The organism is Mesorhizobium sp. 01N446, assembly GCF_056399285.1.
On record NZ_JBFTRA010000017.1, the window covers coordinates 21,452 to 40,388 of the forward strand.

Annotated in this window: 16 protein-coding genes; 10 read left to right on the forward strand and 6 right to left on the reverse strand. The window is 61.9% G+C overall.

Going from position 1 to position 18,937, the window contains the following annotated elements; genetic code table 11:
- Genes AC1DPX_RS34100 through AC1DPX_RS34110 form a run of 3 tightly spaced genes read left to right on the forward strand, consistent with a single transcriptional unit; the run spans position 1 to position 2,110 of the window.
- Positions 1 to 432, forward strand: a complete 432-nt coding sequence (locus AC1DPX_RS34100) for a hypothetical protein (RefSeq protein ID WP_477242346.1) — start codon at positions 1 to 3, stop codon at positions 430 to 432.
- The gene (locus tag AC1DPX_RS34105) at positions 432 to 1,292 is read left to right on the forward strand and encodes an alpha/beta hydrolase (protein WP_477242348.1); all 861 of its coding nucleotides are present in this window, start codon (positions 432 to 434) and stop codon (positions 1,290 to 1,292) included. The genes AC1DPX_RS34100 and AC1DPX_RS34105 overlap by 1 nt, the downstream gene beginning before the upstream one ends.
- A gap of 29 nt (positions 1,293 to 1,321) precedes the next feature.
- Entirely contained in the window at positions 1,322 to 2,110 is a 789-nt protein-coding gene (locus tag AC1DPX_RS34110; RefSeq protein WP_477242350.1) for a Stf0 family sulfotransferase, read from the forward strand.
- Positions 2,111 to 2,119: 9 nt separating this feature from the next.
- Here the strand turns inward: AC1DPX_RS34110 and AC1DPX_RS34115 are convergent, their stop codons facing one another.
- Complete coding sequence (locus tag AC1DPX_RS34115) at positions 2,120 to 3,322, reverse strand: cytochrome P450 (RefSeq protein ID WP_477242352.1); 1,203 nt, start codon at positions 3,320 to 3,322, stop codon at positions 2,120 to 2,122.
- A 218-nt stretch (positions 3,323 to 3,540) separates the two neighbouring features.
- Between AC1DPX_RS34115 and AC1DPX_RS34120 the strand changes: the two genes are divergently transcribed.
- Together AC1DPX_RS34120 and AC1DPX_RS34125 are read left to right on the forward strand one after the other, a co-directional pair.
- Positions 3,541 to 4,485: an Lpg1974 family pore-forming outer membrane protein gene (locus AC1DPX_RS34120; RefSeq protein WP_477242354.1), complete on the forward strand. Its 945-nt coding sequence runs from the start codon at positions 3,541 to 3,543 to the stop codon at positions 4,483 to 4,485.
- A gap of 51 nt (positions 4,486 to 4,536) precedes the next feature.
- Positions 4,537 to 5,394: an alpha/beta fold hydrolase gene (locus AC1DPX_RS34125; RefSeq protein ID WP_477242356.1), complete on the forward strand. Its 858-nt coding sequence runs from the start codon at positions 4,537 to 4,539 to the stop codon at positions 5,392 to 5,394.
- A gap of 46 nt (positions 5,395 to 5,440) precedes the next feature.
- Here the strand turns inward: AC1DPX_RS34125 and AC1DPX_RS34130 are convergent, their stop codons facing one another.
- Positions 5,441 to 6,184, reverse strand: a complete 744-nt coding sequence (locus AC1DPX_RS34130; RefSeq protein WP_477242394.1) for an alanyl-tRNA editing protein — start codon at positions 6,182 to 6,184, stop codon at positions 5,441 to 5,443.
- On the reverse strand, positions 6,184 to 7,218 hold the full coding sequence (locus AC1DPX_RS34135) for a cysteine synthase A (RefSeq protein ID WP_477242358.1): 1,035 nt from the start codon (positions 7,216 to 7,218) through the stop codon (positions 6,184 to 6,186). Before AC1DPX_RS34135 ends, AC1DPX_RS34130 begins: the two co-directional genes overlap by 1 nt.
- 226 nt (positions 7,219 to 7,444) lie before the next feature.
- On the opposite strand from AC1DPX_RS34135, the gene AC1DPX_RS34140 reads away from it, so the two are divergent.
- Together AC1DPX_RS34140 and AC1DPX_RS34145 are read left to right on the forward strand one after the other, a co-directional pair.
- Positions 7,445 to 8,266 carry an SDR family oxidoreductase gene (locus AC1DPX_RS34140; RefSeq protein ID WP_202354496.1) on the forward strand — a complete coding sequence of 274 codons (822 nt, stop codon included), beginning with the start codon at positions 7,445 to 7,447 and terminating at the stop codon, positions 8,264 to 8,266.
- Positions 8,267 to 8,359: 93 nt separating this feature from the next.
- Positions 8,360 to 9,334, forward strand: a complete 975-nt coding sequence (locus tag AC1DPX_RS34145) for an alpha/beta hydrolase (RefSeq protein WP_477242360.1) — start codon at positions 8,360 to 8,362, stop codon at positions 9,332 to 9,334.
- 114 nt (positions 9,335 to 9,448) lie between these two features.
- Here the strand turns inward: AC1DPX_RS34145 and AC1DPX_RS34150 are convergent, their stop codons facing one another.
- Positions 9,449 to 10,870, reverse strand: coding sequence for a DEAD/DEAH box helicase (locus AC1DPX_RS34150; RefSeq protein WP_477242362.1), 1,422 nt, complete (start codon positions 10,868 to 10,870; stop codon positions 9,449 to 9,451).
- A 397-nt stretch (positions 10,871 to 11,267) separates the two neighbouring features.
- On the opposite strand from AC1DPX_RS34150, the gene AC1DPX_RS34155 reads away from it, so the two are divergent.
- The gene (locus AC1DPX_RS34155; protein ID WP_032930196.1) at positions 11,268 to 12,800 is read left to right on the forward strand and encodes an acyl-CoA carboxylase subunit beta; all 1,533 of its coding nucleotides are present in this window, start codon (positions 11,268 to 11,270) and stop codon (positions 12,798 to 12,800) included.
- A gap of 40 nt (positions 12,801 to 12,840) precedes the next feature.
- Here the strand turns inward: AC1DPX_RS34155 and AC1DPX_RS34160 are convergent, their stop codons facing one another.
- Both AC1DPX_RS34160 and AC1DPX_RS34165 read right to left on the reverse strand, forming a co-directional pair.
- Complete coding sequence (locus AC1DPX_RS34160; RefSeq protein ID WP_477242364.1) at positions 12,841 to 14,841, reverse strand: hypothetical protein; 2,001 nt, start codon at positions 14,839 to 14,841, stop codon at positions 12,841 to 12,843.
- On the reverse strand, positions 14,838 to 16,376 hold the full coding sequence (locus AC1DPX_RS34165; protein ID WP_477242366.1) for an NAD(P)H-hydrate dehydratase: 1,539 nt from the start codon (positions 16,374 to 16,376) through the stop codon (positions 14,838 to 14,840). Before AC1DPX_RS34165 ends, AC1DPX_RS34160 begins: the two co-directional genes overlap by 4 nt.
- 355 nt (positions 16,377 to 16,731) lie before the next feature.
- On the opposite strand from AC1DPX_RS34165, the gene AC1DPX_RS34170 reads away from it, so the two are divergent.
- Positions 16,732 to 17,070, forward strand: a complete 339-nt coding sequence (locus tag AC1DPX_RS34170; RefSeq protein ID WP_006205430.1) for a P-II family nitrogen regulator — start codon at positions 16,732 to 16,734, stop codon at positions 17,068 to 17,070.
- Positions 17,071 to 17,131: 61 nt separating this feature from the next.
- On the forward strand, positions 17,132 to 18,541 hold the full coding sequence (glnA, locus tag AC1DPX_RS34175; protein WP_202354501.1) for a type I glutamate--ammonia ligase: 1,410 nt from the start codon (positions 17,132 to 17,134) through the stop codon (positions 18,539 to 18,541).
- Positions 18,542 to 18,937: the final 396 nt, after the last annotated feature.

Below are 18,937 nucleotides of genomic sequence, written 5' to 3' on the forward strand. Positions count from 1 at the left end.
ATGAGCAATCTTCTGTTTTCCCGTATTCCCAGCAATCCGGTTTCGCTGGGACTCGTGTGCAACTTCATCGCGCATTATCCGCCTTTTGACGGCTACGAATTCGGCCTGATGGTGAAGACGTTGCGCTATCAGCTGGATCAGCAGACCCATATGATCGGCTCGATCGACGACGCCATCGTCGCTTACCTCGGCTGGATCCAGACCAGCCGCGAAATAGCCGAGGCCTGGGCGACGAATGGCGGGCCGCTCAACCCCTTCCCCGGCGGCGACGCCACCGCCGTGACGGTGCTGGCGGCGCGGTCTTCGTCCCACATTCTGCCGATGATCAAGGAGGCCAAGCGCATCAACCTGGACAAATCGGTATTCTGGAAGCGCGACTTCATCGACAACCGCGGCTCGGTCAAACGTGCCGTCCGCAAGCGCAACGTCTGATGGATCCGGCCGCCGAGACGCTGACGCAAGAAATCCTCATCCGGCTGGATGACCGCTATGCCGCGATGTTCGTGCGCATCTGGCGACCGGCCGGCACGCCGCGCGCAACGGTGTTCTGCCTGCACGGCTTTACCGGCAATGGTGCCGACTTCGATTTCCTCGCCACCTTCCTGTGCCGCAATGGCTTCCTGGTTATCTGTCCCGATTTGCTGGGGCGCGGGCGCAGCGCCTATCTGGGTTCGGGATACGACATCAACGTCTATTCCAAATGCCTGCGCGCACTCGGCGAGTTCGCCGGTACGGAGAACCACTTCATCGGCACATCTTGGGGCGGCTCGATCCTGCTGCTGTTTCTGCAGATGACCCGCTCCAAGGCCGCGAGAATCATCCTCAACGACGTCCCCATGCTCGGCGGACCGAAGGTTGACGCGATGAGACACGAGGTCTTCAAGGAAAGCATGCTTGCGTTCAAAACCCGGGCGGCGGCCAAGGACTATCTGATCGCCACCAGAGCGGCCATGGGCCCGGTCGAAGACACGGTGTTCAACCGCTATGTCGAGAACCGGATCGCCGCCGGTCCCGATGGCTTCCGGCTCGCCTACGACCCTGCCACGACGGGAAATTTCGACGCCCTCGCCGGCCGCGAATACGATCTCTTCCCAATCGCCGCCAAGATCGACGCCCGTATCCTGCTGATGTACGGCCGCGACAGCCAAGTCATTGACCGGCAGGCTATCGAGCGCGCACGGCTGAAACGGCCTGATCTGTGGCTTGTCGACAACATCGATGCGGGCGATCCGCCATCGCTGATGACACTGGACCAGGCTCTGCTCATCCTGGGCTTCCTGTCTGCTACCTGAAACTTGGCGTGTCGTGGTGGGTTCCGGAAATGCATTTCGACGATTTGTACAGTGAATATATCGCCGCGACCCATGATCGCCAAAGCTCTGCCGAAAACCCTGCCAAGATACTGATCTGCACGACCCCGCGAACGGCGGGGCATTCCTATTGTCAGGTCTTGCGGCAGTTCGGCCTGGGAATACCCACCGAGTATTTTCAGTGGCAATATGCCTTGCCGCTGATGAGACGGTGGTCGGCAGACGACACCATGGACCTCGAAAAACTCAATCAGCAGGCGCCGGCCTATGGTCGCCATCTCCTGGCGAGAAGGACCGAGAACGGCGTATTCGCAGCCAAGATCTTCTTTGAAAACCTGCCATTCGCGCGCAGTTCAATCGGCGATGACGACGGCAACTCGTTCTATGTCTTCCTCTCCAGGAGAAACAAGGTCGATCAGACCATAAGCCTGCTCTCGATGCTGCATACGGGCCAACCGTTCGACAGCCAGGAGACGCTGCCTGGAATTCCGACGGTGTCGACTTTGACCGAGAGGGTTGTCAGGGATGCCGCCCAGTACATTTTCGACAGCGAGATCAGGTGGAAAAATTACCTGAACACTCTTGATGGGCGCAGAGTGGCCCAAGTCTGCTATGAGGACTTTATCGCGAACCAGCAGGAAAATGCTTCAGCCACAATGAGCAACTGGTTCCCAAGCTTCGAACTGAAATCAAAAGCCGTATCGGCAAGCACGCGCTATGCGCATGATGTCGAGTTCAAGACGATGATAAAAAGGCAATTTGGGGACTACGTCAGGCGGTTTTGGCAGGACCACACCTGACCCGGCGTTTCATCGACGCGAAACGCTGACCGAAGCCCCCTGGGCCGGGCGCAAGGCCAGCGCATAGTCGAAACGGATCACATCGTCGGCCCGGCTGAAAGCGAACTGCCGCACAATGGCGAGGACCGCCTCCCTGACCTCCAGCCGACCGAGGCGCGCGCCACCACACATGCGCGGTCCGGTAAGGAAGGGAATAAAGGCCCGTCGATCAAAGCTGTTCTCGAGGAACTCCTTCCGGCTCGCGTCGAAGACACGCGGGTTTGACCAGAAGGCCGGATTCTGGTGCACGCCGACGATCGATACCATGATCAGTTGCCCAGCATAGAGGTTGTGGCCGTCAAGAACCGTATCGGCGCCGACTTCCCGAGTCAGGAACGGTATCGGTGGGAAATAGCGCATCGTCTCGTTGATCATGCAATCGGTGTACGGCGTTTGCGCCTCGCCCGAGAGGACCTCCGTATGGATACGCTCCTGCACCTGCTGGTTGGCCCCCAGCCGGTCGATCACCCAAAGAGCGGTGGTCACCGTCGTCTCGACCCCCGCGAAGAAGTTCATGACGAACTCCTCTACCGGCGAGAAGTCCTCCAGGTCGGAAGCCAGATTCCTGAAACGGTCCATCTCAGCGGCCGCCCGGGGGTCCGCCATAAGCAGCGATGTGAAATCGGCAACCACCGCGCGGGCGTCCTGGATAACATTCGCCCGCTCGGCGCTCGTCGGCGACACCCAGGAATAATATTGGAGGCGCCTCAGCACGTCGCGGACCCTGTCGAGCAGAAGGAGCGTCGCTGCCATGTCGGGAACAAGGCCGAAAGCCCGGTAAAATATCGTCATCGACGCCGCGAACAGGGCTTGCTGGATGGAGGGCAGCGTTGCGTCGCTCCCGGAAAGACTGGCGGCGTAGAGTTCCGCCATAGGCTGCTGCTGCGCCGGCCTGGCTGCCACCAGGTAGGTATCCTGGGTGATGGCGCGCCGAACCGACCAATCCTCGCCATTGGTGTTGAAGCGGCTGAAACCGAGTGCCGAGATCAGGGAGAAGTTCTTGCGGAAGAGCTCCGGCGCTTTGACGATTGTGTCAACGGCTTCCGGGTTGTCGAAGACAATCAGGTTGCCGAGGCTGCTGGCCTTTCCATTCGTTTCCATCTGCCCGCTTTGGGCGAAAAGCGCATAGGCGAGGTTGTTGAGAACGCTTTCGATTTGCGCCTGATTGTCCATCAATTCTCCCCGGCAGTCCCGAACGCCACAGGCGTCGCCCCAACATTTCGCCTACAAAACCCGCGGCTATCTTATTTGATTCTCAGGGAGAAAAAGCCAGCTGTGGCAAACGCGTAACACTGCCTGGGCAAATTATTATAACAGCTATCTCGCGAGATACCGCTGCGGTAATGTGCGAGTGGGCTAATAGTTATTCAGTAGATTCCAGGCGGGGAAAAATGCGAAATCACGTTTCAGGCAAGCTTCTTGCTACTGTTGCGGCGTCGGCTGCTGCGGTGACATCTGTTGGTGTGGTGGCGGCTCACGCCGCTGACGCGCAGGCAGTGGATCCGGCAGTGGTGGATTCCCGTATCAAGATCGCCTTCGAAGGCGCGGTCTATCAGTCCAATGTGGACAAACTTGGCGACACCACTGACAAACTAGGCAGCAACAATGGCTTTGGCGATCTCTACGGGTCGGTCGCTCTGACCAAAGCGATTTCTCCGGATGTCGATTGGCGCCTCGCCGGGTCTTTTCATGCAGGGCAGGACAATGACACCAGTTTTGACATACCGATAACGGGCGGTGACCCGGGCAACGTGAATCTTTCGTTTGGAAACAGCTACAATTTTCAGACGTTGGACTTCGATATCGGCAAGCACGTCCAGGCACAAAGTGCCGACATCCGCTTCTTCGGCGGCTTGCGGCTGCTGCACTCCAAGGAGGAAATCAGCCTGCACGAAGGCATTACCCGGGATAACCCGGCGGACAAGTCCGGCAGCGCAGACAAGCTCGGCTCGTCCGAATTTTACGGCATCGGTCCTCGCCTCGGCGCAGAAGTCTATTATCCCCTGGGCGAGACATGGGGTCTGACTGGCGCGGTTTCCGGTTCGGCCATGTGGGGCCGGCGCACGAACAAGATCAGCCTGAGCGCGACGCAGCACGATCCGGGTGCTATCCCGCCAGATCCGGTCGATCAGACCTTCAATGCAAGCGAAAGCCAGCATTCCAGCGAAGTGGTGACCAATGTCGACCTTTCCGGTGGCGTGACTTTCAAGCCGTGGGAAAACACCACGTTCACTGCCGGCTATCGGGTCGAGCAGTGGCACAATCTTCTCCAGCTCTCCGATAAGAGCACCCAGACGTTCAACGGGCCGTTCCTGCGCCTCGAAGTCAAGATGTAAGCCCGGCTGTCCGGGCTGCCGAGCCCGGACGCAGCATTGAATGGATTGCAATTGACTGAACTGGAAGTGGCGTTTGAATCGAAGTTTGCTGTAAACGGCAATGTCAAACTGCACTACACGGCGGCGGGCTCAGGCCCGCCGATTGTGTTTCTGCACGGCTTTCCAGATCACGGCATGGGTTGGCGCCGGCAGTTGGAAGCACTTTGCCGTCGCTACCGCGTGATCGCGCCCGACCTGCGAGGTTTCGGACAAAGCGATGCGCCGCAGGGTTACGGCAACTATGTGCTGGCAAACCTGGTCAACGACGTGCTGGCCGTTCTCGCGGCCGAAAAGCTGACCCAGGCCGCCGTTGTCGGCCATGACTGGGGCGGCATCATCGCATGGTGGCTGGCCATACGCGCGCCGCAGGTCGTGCGCCATCTCGTCCTGCTGTCGACCCCGCATCCGCGCAATCACCTCAATGCCATTGCCGATCCGGCCAATGCCGAGATGATCGCCTACATACGCAGCTTTCAGGTACCCGGCGCAGCCCAGATGCTGAACATTGACGACCTTGCGACCTGGGTCGCCGATCCGCAGGACAGGCAGGCGCTGACGGACTCGCTACGGCGATCCAGTCCGGAAGCAATGCTTGGCTATTACAGAGCCAACATTCCGCTCGGCAAAGTGCCAAGTCTGGGACAATTGCCACTCGTCAAGGCACCGACCCTGGTCCTGTTTGGCACCGACGACCCCTATGTGCCGGTCAGCGCTTTCGAGGGCACGTTCCGCGAGGTCGACAATGTGACCGCGCTTATAGCTCTGCCCGGCGCCGGTCATTTCATCCACCATCAGGCGGCGAAGTTCGCCACCGAGCAGATCGAAGCCTGGGTGGAGAGACCGCCATCCAGTTTCCGACACCTTGCGTAAGCTGTGTCACGACCGCCTGAAGTAGCAGGCCGCCCACCGTCTGACTTCACGCCGCCGGGATCGGTCCGAAGCGGATGCGGAAGCGCCTGTTTTCGCGGCCCTTCTTTTCGATCTTGCCGATGTGGATTTCGCCGATTTCGCCGGTGCTTTTGACATGTGTGCCGCCACAGGGCTGGCTATCAACCGCGCCATTCTCACCAATGCAGACCAGGCGGATCTTGCCGGTGCCGACCGGCGGCCGGACATTCTTGGACTTGACCAGGCCAGGGTTCGCGGCGAGTTCCTCGTCGCTGATCAGCCTGGTGAAAATCGGATGATCGGCCCGCACCAGATCCATCAGGCTTGCGGTCACCTCTTCCTTCGAGAAACTGGCGTCCGGAATGTCGAAATCGACACGGCTGTCGTCCTCGGAAACCGCGGCACCCGTGATTGGAAATGGGCAAACAACCGTGAGCAGATGGCAAGCCGCGTGCATGCGCATCAACAGGTGCCGACGTTCCCAGTCGATGGCGAGTTTGACCTTTTCGCCGACCGCGAGGGCCGCCTGCTCCGGCGTCGGCACATGGATGATCTCGTCCTTGGTCTCGCCCGTGATGGTGGCGGCAACGGCGACACGGCTGCCGTCGGCACGTTCGAGATAACCGGTATCGCCCGGCTGTCCACCCGAGGTGGCGTAGAAGATGGTCCGGTCGAAAACGATGCCACCACGATCATTGACGGCAACAACCGTCGCATCCGCCGTGCGCAGGTAAGCATCGTCACGAAACAGCGCTTCCGTCTTGTGCGCCATCATGCGACCTTTTCGAAAGGCACCGAAATCTTGCTCTGCAGTTCTATCCAGCCCGGCACCGGGAGATTCTTCTCGCGCAGGAACTCCGGATTGAACAGCTTCGACTGGTAGCGTGTGCCGTAGTCGCAAAGGATGGTCACGATCGTGTGGCCCGGGCCCAGTTCCCTGGCGAGCCGGATGGCGCCGGCAATGTTGATGCCGGTGGAGCCGCCGACGCACAGGCCTTCTTCCTGGATCAGGTCGAAGACGATCGGAAGCGCGTCCTCGTCCTTGATCTGGAATGAGAAGTCCGGCGTGAACCCTTCGAGATTGGCGGTGATGCGCCCCTGCCCGATGCCTTCGGTGATCGAACTGCCTTCGGACTTCAACTCGCCGCTGGTGTAGAAACTGTAGAGCGCGGCCCCAAGCGGGTCGGCGAGCGCGACTTTCACATCCTTGCTCTTGGCCTTCAGCCCGAAAGCGACGCCGGCCAGCGTGCCGCCGGAACCCACCGCCGAGACGAAACCGTCAACCTTGCCGCCGGTCTGGGCCCAGATTTCCTCCGCCGTGGTGCGGATATGCCCATCGCGGTTGGCGACATTGTCGAACTGGTTGGCCCAGATGGCGCCGTTCGGCTCGGTTCTCGCCATCTGCTCGGCCAGCCGTCCTGACAGCTTCACGTAATTGTTTGGGTTCTTGTAGGGCACGGCGGGCACCTCGATCAGCTCGGCGCCGAGCAGCCGGATCGTGTCCTTCTTTTCCTGGCTCTGCGTATCGGGAATGACGATGACCGTGCGATAACCCAGCGCCTTGGCGACCAGCGTCAGCCCGATGCCAGTATTGCCTGCCGTTCCCTCGACGATGACGCCACCCGGCTTCAACAGGCCGCGCTGTTCGGCGTCGCGGATGATGAAAAGGCCGGCGCGATCCTTGACCGATTGCCCCGGATTCATGAATTCGGCCTTGCCCAGGATCTCGCAGCCGGTTTCTTCCGACGCTTTGTTGAGGCGGATCAGAGGCGTGTTGCCGATCGCGTCGATCACAGAACGGGGCATTCAGGATTCCTTGTTTGCGTGCGCCGAAACCCTAGAAACCCGAAGCTTCGGTTTCAAGGCAAGAATTCGCCTGGTCCACTCGCATTTCCGGCACTGCTGTGCATCCACAGGCCCTCGAGCGGGCTCGATATCCCACAGTTCATTTGCACCCGTCGTCGAAAAGCACTCTTTTCATTCGATTTCCTGACCGCTAGAGCAAGGCACCAACAACTCGACAGGGCGCAGCATGACACTCTATCGGGCCGATCCGAAACACGGCGTTGCCTGGGTCACGGGCGGCAGCAGCGGCATTGGCCGTTCGCTGGCCAGGGATCTGGCGTCCCAGGGCTACGCGGTGGCGGTAACGGCACTGGACGACGATCCGATCGACACGCTCATCGTCGAGACCGCGCAGATGCCAGGCAGCGTCACCGCCTTTCCCTGCGACGTGACCGACGAGCCGCGCATGGCAAGAACGGTGGCCGCGATCGAGAAGGAACTTGGCCCAATCGTGCTCGCCGTCTTCAATGCCGGAAACTACATTTCGACGCCCGGAGAGGCTCTCGTCGTCAAGGACTTCCGCAAATCCTTCGAGGTCAACTATTTCGGCATTATCAACGGCTTGGTGCCGGTCGTGGAGTATATGCGCGTGCGGTCGCGCGGCCATGTCGTGCTGGTCGGATCGGTCACCGCCTATTTCGGCTGGCCAACCACAGCCGCCTATGGCGGCACCAAGGCGGCGATCAACATCCTGGCTGAGTCGCTGAAGTATGATTTCGACAAGATGAACATCCGCGTGCAGGTGATAAACCCCGGTTTTGTCGACACGCCGCTGACCGAAAAGAACATGCTGCCGATGCCGGGCCTGATGCCCGTCACCCGCGCGACGCGCCGCATGGTGAAGGCAATCAAATCCGGCGGCTTCGAAGTCACCTTTCCTTACCGCACGAGCTGGCCGCTGAAAGTTCTCGCCATGTTGCCGAGGCCGCTGTGCAGAGGCGTGATCAGCCTTATGACCAGCTGGAAGGCAAGGCCGCTGAACTACGACCGCAGGCCACCCCACGAATAGGATGCCCACAGGATTGGCGGTGTGGCTGCCTGGGCGGCCGTTGCCTGTTCAGGGCCATCGCCCTAGGCTTGATGTTGTTGCGTGGAGTCTGCAATGGGGCGACGGATCGTGCTTGCTGTGCTGGGCCTGATCGCCGTTCTTGCATTGGCCTTCGTCATCGGCCCACGCGTTCCCGTCGACACCACGATCCGCTTCGATCCTTCCCTCATCGGTGACGACCCGCAGGCCTATGTGGCAAAGGTGGAAGCCGCCGTACCCGGGATCCGCGACGGGCTGGAAAAGGAGATCGTCTGGGCGAACCCTATGGTGCATGCCAAGACGCCGCTGTCGATCGTCTACATCCACGGCTTCTCGGCTTCCAAGGGCGAGGTCCGTCCCCTGCCCGACGAGGTGGCCGACCAGCTCGACGCCAATCTCTTCTACACCAGGCTCACCGGTCACGGGCAGGACGGCGCGGCGATGACGCAAGGCAGCGTCAATGCCTGGATCAACGACTATGAGGAAGCGCTCGCCATCGGCCGGGCGATCGGCGACAAGGTGATCGTCATCTCGACCTCGACCGGTGGCTCGCTGGCGGCGTGGGCGGCAACGCAGCCGGGTGCTTCAAATGGCGTGGCTGCCATTGCATTCATCTCACCCAATTTCGGCGTGAAGGCATCCGGCGCCGAGATCCTGACCATGCCATGGGGCAAGCAGATCGCCGAACTGGTGATCGGCAAGGAGCGCAGTTTCGTGGCGCGCAACGCGCTGCACGAGAAATTCTGGACCACCAGATATCCGGTTGCCGCGACGCTGCCGATGCAGGCGCTGACGGAACTCGCCTATGGGGCGCCGGTGGAGAAGGCTGATATCCCTGCCCTGTTCATTTTCTCGGATTCGGACAGGGTGGTGCGGCCGGACCGCACCCGCGAAATCGCCGGGCGCTGGGGCGCACCGCACGAACTGGTGCCGGTCGACGACACCGGCGACCCCGACAACCATGTCATTGCCGGCGATGTGCTGTCGCCATCGACTACGGCATTTCTCGCGCAACGGATTGCCGTCTGGGTCGAGGCGGTGGCGAAGTAAGCTGCGCAGAGACGAAAAGGGCGGCTGAAGCATCGCTTCAGCCGCCCTTTTCTTTGTCAATCAAGCAACTAGCCAACCGCTAGACTAGGGTCGGCTGACCACCGCGAGACACGGTTAAGCAGCCCGCGCCGCCGGCCGCTTGCCGCCGAAGCGGCGCTTGTTGTTGCCCTTGAAGGGTTTTGCGCCTTCCGGCTTGCGCTCGCCGGCGAAGGCCGGCTTGTCGCCGAAGCGCTTCTTGCCGAAGCCGTTGCCCTTGTTCTCGCCGCCCGGCCGCCTGCCGTCGCGACGGCCATTCCGGTCGTTGCGGTCGTTGGCGGGCTCGAAGCGCTCGTTCTTTTCAGCCGGATTGCGCTGCGGATCGGGGCTGCCGAGATGGTCGGCAACGATCGGCAGCTTGGTGCGGATGATGCGCTCGACCTGGCGCAGCTTGCTGTTTTCTGAAGGATCGCAAAGCGTGATCGCAATGCCGTCCATGCCGTTGCGGCCTGTGCGGCCGATGCGGTGGACATAGCTTTCGGCCTCGTCCGGCAGGTCGAAATTCACGACATGGCTGATGCCGGGCACGTCGATGCCACGCGCCGCGATGTCGGTCGCGACCAGAATGCGTACCGATCCCTCACGGAAATCGTTCAGCGCCTTCTGACGGGCGTTCTGCGACTTGTTGCCATGGATGACGGCGGCCTTGAAGCCATCGCGCTCGAGGTCCTTGGTCACCCGGTCGGCACCATGCTTGGTGCGCGAAAAGATGATGACGGACTTCATCGCCTCGTCGGCGAGCATCGTCGACAGCACCTGGCGCTTTTGCTTGGTGCGGGCGAAAACCACGCCCTGGGCGATTTCGGCCGCCGCGGTGCTTTGCGGCGAGACTTCGATGCGGACGGGGTTCTTCAACAGGCCCTTGGCCAGTTCGGCGATCTCGTCCGGCATGGTGGCCGAAAACAGCGCCGTCTGGCGATCAGGCGCGGTCGCCTTGGCGATGCGCTTGACGTCGTTGATGAAGCCCATGTCGAGCATGCGGTCGCCCTCGTCCAGCACCAACCATTTGGTGTCGGAGAGGATGAGGTCGCCCTCGCGAACGAGGTCGGTCAAGCGGCCGGGCGTGGCGATCAGGATGTCGACGCCGGGAGCAACCTTCTTCACCTGGCTGAAGCGCGAGACGCCGCCCAGCACCAGTGCGGTGGAGACATGCTGGCCTTTTGCGAGGATCTTGATGGTGTCTTCGATCTGCACGGCAAGTTCACGCGTTGGCGCCAGGATCAGCGCACGGGCCGTCTTGGCGCGCCGCTTGGTGCCGAGCGCGATGATCTTCGACAGGATCGGCAGCGCAAAGGCCGCAGTCTTGCCGGAGCCGGTCTGCGCAATGCCGAAAATGTCACGGCCTTCCAGCTGCGGCGGGATGGCCTGCATCTGGATCGGCTTCGGTTCGGTGAAGCCGGCATTGTGGGTGGCCTTGAGCAGCGCGCCCGTGATTCCCAGCGCCGCGAAACCGGAGAGTTCCACGGTGTCGTTGCCGGGCAATGTGTTTTCGTTGGTCAAAATAATCTTCTTTCACGCGGCTTCTTGGCCGCAAACATCAATGGCGGCAGGGCGCAACCTGCCGTCGAAAAACTTGATATGAAACGACAAGGCGGGCGGACGTATGCGTCCACTCGGCTGCGCTGTCGTGCCCGCAGGCATCATGCCACGGGGCTTTTTCGCCGCCTTGCCAACCAATCGGGGGCCGATTTGCCGGAAAGAGGGAAAACAGACGCAACCAGTCTCATTTGTCGAGAAGGCCGGAATCTCCCGGCCCAAGCGCCTATGGGCTGCATATGGCTGAGTTCGCCCCGGAATGCAAGGGGCATCATGCTGCAGTGCAGCAAAACCAGCGACGCTTGCGCTCTCCGGCGGGCATCATTACCACAAATGCAGCTTCTATTTTGAGGACCAAGCGATGAAGGACGTGCTGAAGGAACTCGAGCGCCGGCGCGAGATCGCCCGCATGGGTGGCGGACAGGCGCGCATCGACGCCCAGCACAAGAAGGGCAAGCTTACCGCCCGCGAACGCATCGAGGTGTTCCTCGACGAAGGCTCGTTCGAAGAGTTCGACATGTATGTCGAGCACCGCTCGACCGATTTCGGCATGGAGAAGACCAAGATCGCCGGCGACGGCGTCGTCACCGGCTGGGGCACCGTCAACGGCCGTCCCGTCTATCTCTTCGCCAAGGATTTCACCGTGTTCGGCGGCTCGCTGTCGGAAGCCCATGCCGAGAAGGTCATCAAGGTGCAGGAGATGGCGCTGCGCAACCGCGCGCCGATCATCGGGCTCTACGATGCCGGCGGCGCGCGCATCCAGGAGGGCGTGGCGGCGCTTGGCGGCTATGCCGAGATTTTTCAGCGCAATGTGCTGGCCTCCGGCGTCATCCCGCAGATTTCCGTGATCATGGGCCCCTGCGCCGGCGGCGATGTCTATTCGCCTGCCATGACCGATTTCATCTTCATGGTGCGCGACACCTCCTACATGTTCGTCACCGGTCCGGATGTGGTGAAGACCGTCACCAACGAGACGGTGACGGCCGAGAGCCTCGGCGGCGCTTCCGTGCACACGACCAAATCCTCCATCGCCGACGGCGCCTATGACAATGACGTCGAGGCGCTCTTGCAGATGCGCCGGCTGGTCGATCTCCTGCCAGCCTCGAACACATCTGATATTCCAGAGATCGAATGCTACCAGTCAGTGACCGACCATGATTTGTCGCTTGACCGGCTGATCCCGGACAATGCCAACAAGCCCTACGACATCAAGGAACTGATCCTGAAGGTCGCCGACGAGGGCGACTTCTTCGAGATCCAGCAGAGTTTCGCCAAGAACATCGTCACCGGCTTCGGCCGCGTCGAGGGCCGCACGGTCGGCTTCGTCGCCAACCAGCCGATGGTGCTGGCCGGCGTGCTCGATTCCGACGCCAGCCGCAAGGCGGCGCGCTTCGTGCGTTTTTGCGACTGTTTTTCGATCCCGATCGTCACCTTCGTCGATGTTCCAGGCTTCCTGCCGGGCACCGCGCAGGAATATGGCGGGCTGATCAAGCATGGCGCCAAGCTGCTGTTCGCCTATGCCGAGGCGACCGTGCCGAAGATCACCGTCATCACCCGCAAAGCCTATGGCGGCGCCTATGACGTCATGGCTTCAAAACATCTGCGCGGCGACATGAACTATGCCTGGCCGACGGCGCAGATCGCGGTCATGGGCGCCCGGGGCGCGGTCGAGATCATCTACCGCAAGGACATTGGCGACGCGGAAAAGATCGCAGCCCATACAAAGACTTACGAGGATCGCTTCCTGTCGCCCTTCGTGGCCGCCGAGCGCGGTTATGTCGACGAGGTGATCATGCCGCACTCGACCCGCCGCCGTATTGCGCGCGCGCTCAGAATGCTGCGCAACAAGGACATGCAGAACCCCTGGAAGAAGCACGACAACATCCCGCTGTAAGGCGACCGATGGGCGTCGGCCAGCGGTAGCCGTCAAACACTCATTCCTCTTCCGCCGCGCCGAACCCCGCGTCCCTGGGCGCGCTGGTAGCGCTCGCCCAGGGTGTTGCGTGGTTGTCGATGCGCATCTGGAAGATGAAATAGGTCGGCGAGCAGAAGCCGATGCCCTTGACCTTGGCCACGCCCGGCGTGTCCGGCGGCAGCGACTGGCACATATAGTCCTCGCGGCAGAAATGATCGGCGGAACATGCCGGCCGGTTGCCGCGATTGACCGCGCCGCCGAGGCACTGGTCGAAATTGTTGGTCGCCACGCACGTGTCGAATTTCTTGCCGCCGACCATCCCGCAGATTTCGTTCGGCATCGGCTTGCCCTTCTTGAAGGCGGCAAAGTTGCGATCCTTGTCGTCGCAAGCGCGGTAGGCGATGCCGGCCGGCACGCCGATCTTGGGCGGCCGGCAGGTATAGGCGGTCCGCGAAACTCCCGGCGCGAAGGCGGCGAATTGCCCAGTGATCTTGTAGCGATCGTTGAAGGGCTGCGACGGGTTGCTGGCGATCGACCCGGTCAGGCAAGGGTGGCCGGAGAACATCTTTTCACTGTCCTTGGGCAACAGACATTGCGCCAGAGCGGTGCGCACGCCTGATGCGGTCGCCAGCGGCGTGCAGACCGTGCCGCCGCCGCATGCCCAAGTCGCGCCGAAGCGCGCGGCATCGTCAGGCATCAGGCATGGCATCGCCATTTCAGCCGGCGCATAGTCGACGTCGCCTGTATCGGTCCAGGTGGCTGGCGGTGCGAAGGACAGCGGCCGGTAGCGATTCGGCTCCTTGCCTTGTTCTGTTGCGCGCAGCCAGGCCTGGCGCCGGGGAATCTCGGCATGGAGATGCGGCGAGTTGCCGACCTCGATGCGGTTGAGCGGCGACGTCGTCCTGTCGTCGAGGCCGATGAAGTGGAAGCCGGCTGTGGAACCCGCCTGGTGACAGCCCTGGCAGGCGCCATTGTCCAGCCGCTCGACCAGGGCCTCGGGCGTGCGCACCAGCTTCGTCGAGGAATAATCGAGCGATCCGAACTCCTCGGGTTGGAATATTTGCGTAAACGGATGGTTGGCTTGCCGCGCACTGCCGAAGGTCGACCACGAGATGACCTTCTTCGCAAGGAATTCATCCGGAATTTCGTAGACGCCGAGATCGACCGCCGCGACATTCGCGCTGACATAATCGGCAAGCCGCTTCTTCATCGCGGCATCTTGCGAGAGTCGCCCAGTGTCTGGCGTGTTCTCCAGCGGCTTCTCGCGGACGGTCGCGCCATCGATGCCGAATATCCGCATGAGGTAGGCGGCCTGGCCGCCGAATTCGGTCTCCTGGCCGGAGGGAAAGCGCACGACCTGCGCATTGAGTTCGAGCTGCTTGAAGGTCAGCTCGGCCGGGTCCAGCGGCCCGCCGCTCAGCCAGCCGGCATCGACGGTCTCGTCGAGTTGCGGCGTCCAATGCCCGGCAACGCCGACGCAGCCGCCATCGGCATCTGGTGCCACGCTGTAGACGGCGTTGAAGTTGAACGGCAGCCGCGAGGCCAGCACCTTGCCGTCCTTCTTGAAACTGTAAGCCAGGCGATAGATGAAACGCACCTCGCCGCAGCTGTTGTCGCCCTCCAGGGCAGCGAAATCACGCCGGTCGAGCCGGTTGACGACGCCGACCAGCCGAAAGCGCGCCGCCTCCGTCTTCAGCCAGCGCATATCCATAATGCGGCCGACATTGCCGTCCGTCACCTCGTAAAGCGTGCGCCCGCCGGCCTTGATCTCGGCGCGCAGGGTGGCGATATCTGATGCCACCGTATCGACGATCGCATGATAGGCCGGCGCTTCGTCATAGAGCGCCTTCAGATCATCCCCGCCATCGACATGAAAAATGCCGGCGAAGCCGAACCCTTTGGCGTCGAAGGCGGCGAGCACTGCCGGATCGTCGACGATGGTCACCGGCTGCCCGGCGCGCACGCCATGCGATGCGAACAGCGCGATGACGACCGCGACGGCGAGCGCGAAACGCTTCATTCGACGTGCACTTTGCGACGTGCCTCGACCAGTTCGCGCAGCGCCGGCACCAGCGCCAGCGGCAGATCCTCGGCGATCAGCCCGGGACCGAACCGGCTGCCGGCCTCGGCATGGATCCACACTGCCGCGCAGGCCGCTTCGAACGCCGGCATGGCTTGCGCCAGCAAGCCGGCTGATATGCCGGACAGCACGTCGCCGGACCCGGCGGTCGCAAGCCAGGCCGCGCCGTTGGAATTGATCGCCGCCCGGCCATCGGGAGCAGCGATCACCGTGTCGGCGCCCTTGTAGACGATAACGGCATTGGCACGTGCGGCCGCCGCGCGCGCCTTGTTGAGCTTGGACGAGGCGTTGTCAGAGGCGATGTCGGGAAACAGCCTGCCGAACTCACCGTCGTGCGGCGTCATCACCAATGCTGGCGCATGCGGGCTGCGCGCCGCTTCGAACAAGATTTCCGGTGCCTCGCGAAAAGAGGTGATCGCGTCGGCATCGAACACAAGGCCATCGACCTGTGCGGAAGCATCCCGCGGCTCGCCAGAGGCGAGGAGTGCCAGCCCAAAGGTCCGCGTCTTGTCACCTACGCCGAAGCCGGGACCAAGAACGAAGGCCGAAGGCCGGCGCTCGCCGATAAATTCCCCGATGTCCGAGACGTCATCAGTCTTGCGCAGCATGATCGAGGTCAGATGGCTGGCATTGACCTGCATGGCGTTGCCCGGCGACAGCACGGTCACCGCCCCTGCCCCGCTTCGGGCCGCCGCAAGCGCGGCCAGTCGCGCCGCGCCGGTGGCGCTCGGCCCTCCGGAAAAGACGCCGACATGGCCGCGCCTGTATTTATGCGCGTCGACAGCCGGCACCGGGAAATCGCGCAGCCAATTTGCCGGTGTGTTCTCGAACGTCCGGGGCTGGAGCCGCGCAATGATGTCGTCGCCGATGCCGATATCGGCAAGCACGATCTCGGCGCATCGCTCCCGTCCCGGCAGGAGCAGATGGCCAGGCTTCTTGCGCGCGAAGGTCACAGTGGCGGCTGCGGTGAACGCCACGCCTAACACCTTGCCGCTGTCGCCGGAAACGCCCGAGGGCAAATCGACCGCGACAACCGGCAGACGCCGATCGGCAGCGACGCCGACCGCCCTGGCGGCATCGCCGGACAGCGGCTTGGACAGCCCTGCCCCGTAGAGCGCATCGACCACGATCGAGCCGGGCGAGGCTTCAAAGCCCGACAGCGGCCGCGGCGCGATCGGGCATTCCGCCGCGGCGAGTGCGGCGTCGCTTTGCGGCTTCGGCGCACCGGATGCCCAGACCGTGACGGCGGCGCCGCTGCCAGCCAGGATGCGGGCGACGACATAGCCGTCGCCGCCATTGTTGCCGGGACCACACAGAACGTGGACATGTGTCGCCGAGGGATAACGCCTGAGAACTTCGGCCGCCACCGCTTCGCCGGCGCGGCGCATCAGGCCGATGCCGTCGACCGGGCCGGCGGCAATCGTCAGCCGATCCGCCTCGCCCATTTCGGCGGAAGTAAGAAGTTCATCGCTCATGGATTGCCGATCCGCATTCGATCAAGCATTGTCCAGTTTTCGAGCCGAAGCAAACAAAGAGGACCTCATCACCAACTGCGGCCATGTCGCCGGGGCAGGCATCAAGGCAAAACCGCACACCAGACGAGCATCCTGCCTAATTGTTAGGCAGACGCAAACCCGGGACCTGTGTAGGCTTCAGTAGGCCATGCCGCATCCGATGCAGTGAATGACGCGAATTTGCATCTCGGCGCGGCATGGGTTGGAAATCGTATGAAACCGCTTCGAATCCAGTTATCTGGCACAGTTCGTGCTTGATGGAGGCGCAAGCGGGGGTTCACAACCCGTTTTTTTGGCAGTGGAGGCCACTTTTTACATGAAAAAGATCGAAGCGATCATCAAGCCATTCAAGCTGGACGAAGTGAAGGAAGCGCTTCAGGAGGCCGGACTGCAAGGCATCACCGTAACCGAGGCCAAGGGCTTCGGCCGTCAGAAAGGCCACACCGAACTCTACCGCGGCGCCGAGTATGTCGTCGATTTCCTGCCCAAGGTGAAGATCGAGGTCGTGCTCGGCGACGACGCGGTCGAAGGCGCCATCGAAGCCATCCGCAAGGCGGCCCAGACCGGCCGTATCGGCGACGGCAAGATCTTCGTCTCCAACATCGAGGAAGTCGTGCGCATCCGCACCGGCGAGACCGGAATGGACGCCGTCTGACGCGACCGTCCTCCAAGAAACGTCATCCATCAAAAAACGTCATCAAACAGGGATACATGACATGACGACAGCCAAAGACATCATGAAGCAGATCAAGGACAACGACGTGAAATTCGTCGACCTGCGCTTCACCGACCCGAAGGGCAAGCTGCAGCACGTAACGATGGATGTCGTCGAGGTCGAGGAAGACATGTTCGCCGACGGCGTCATGTTCGACGGCTCCTCGATTGCCGGCTGGAAGGCCATCAACGAGTCCGACATGGTGCTGATGCCCGATCCGGACACGGTCCACATGGACCCGTTCTTCGCCCAGTCGACCATGGTCATCCTGTGTGACATCCTCGATCCGGTCTCGGGCGAATCCTACAACCGCGACCCGCGCGGCACGGCCAAGAAGGCCGAGGCCTACATGAAGGCCGAAGGCATCGGCGACACCATCTATGTCGGCCCGGAAGCAGAGTTCTTCGTGTTCGACGACGTCAAGTACAAGGCCGATCCCTACAACACCGGCTTCAAGCTGGACTCCACCGAACTGCCGTCCAACGACGACACCGACTACGAGACCGGCAATCTCGGCCACCGTCCACGCGTCAAGGGCGGCTATTTCCCGGTGCCGCCGATCGACAGCGCGCAGGACATGCGCTCCGAGATGCTGACCGTGCTCGCCGAAATGGGCGTGCGCGTCGAAAAGCATCACCACGAAGTCGCCGCCGCTCAGCACGAGCTTGGCATCAAGTTCGACACGCTGGTCCGCAACGCCGACAAGATGCTGATCTACAAGTATGTCGTGCACCAGGTCGCCAACGCCTATGGCAAGACGGCCACCTTCATGCCGAAGCCGATCTTCGGCGACAACGGCTCGGGCATGCACGTCCATCAGTCGATCTGGAAGGGCGGCAAGCCGACCTTCGCCGGCAATGAATATGCCGGCCTGTCGGAAAGCTGCCTGTTCTACATCGGCGGCATCATCAAGCACGCCAAGGCGATCAACGCGTTCACCAACCCGCTGACCAACTCCTACAAGCGTCTTGTGCCCGGCTATGAAGCGCCGGTGCTGCTCGCCTATTCCGCGCGCAACCGCTCCGCCTCCTGCCGCATTCCGTTCGGCTCGTCGCCGAAGGCCAAGCGCGTCGAGGTCCGCTTCCCCGATCCGGGCGCGAACCCCTACCTCGCCTTCGCGGCCATGCTGATGGCCGGCCTCGACGGCATCAAGAACAAGATCCACCCCGGTCAGCCGATGGACAAGGATCTCTACGACCTGCCGCCGAAGGAGCTGAAGAAGATCCCGACCGTCTGCGGTTCGCTGCGTGAAGCCCTCCAGAGCCTCGACAAGGACCGCGGCTTCCTGAAGGCTGGCGGCGTCTTCGACGACGACCAGATCGACAGCTACATCGAGCTGAAAATGGCCGAGGTGATGCGCTTCGAAATGACCCCGCATCCGGTCGAATACGACATGTACTACTCGGTCTAAGAACCCCGTACGAATAGCGTCGAAAAGCCCTTGAAGGATTTCCCCTTCAAGGGCTTTTTGCTGTCTCGACGCTTCGCGATGAATCGCTTGGCCACCCAACAGCGTGGCGAACTCTTTTGGTTTTAAGGATTGTTTGATGGTCTGATTTGCCTGGGCCAGTGCCCGGCAGAAGACTCAAAGGAAAGCTAACGAGCAGCCATTTCCGGCGCGGCGAAACGCCAGGAGCGAGCGGCGCACTGCCTCAGGCTGCAATGCCCGCTCGTCCGGCGCCCCCGCCAATGCCGTCGTTCAAGAAACCCCGCCCCGTTCGAACAGCATCGCTTTGGCGTAACCCCATGGCGTGAATACGCATGCCGCAACGTGATCTGTCAACGTCGCCGGGCGAAGGCATGAATC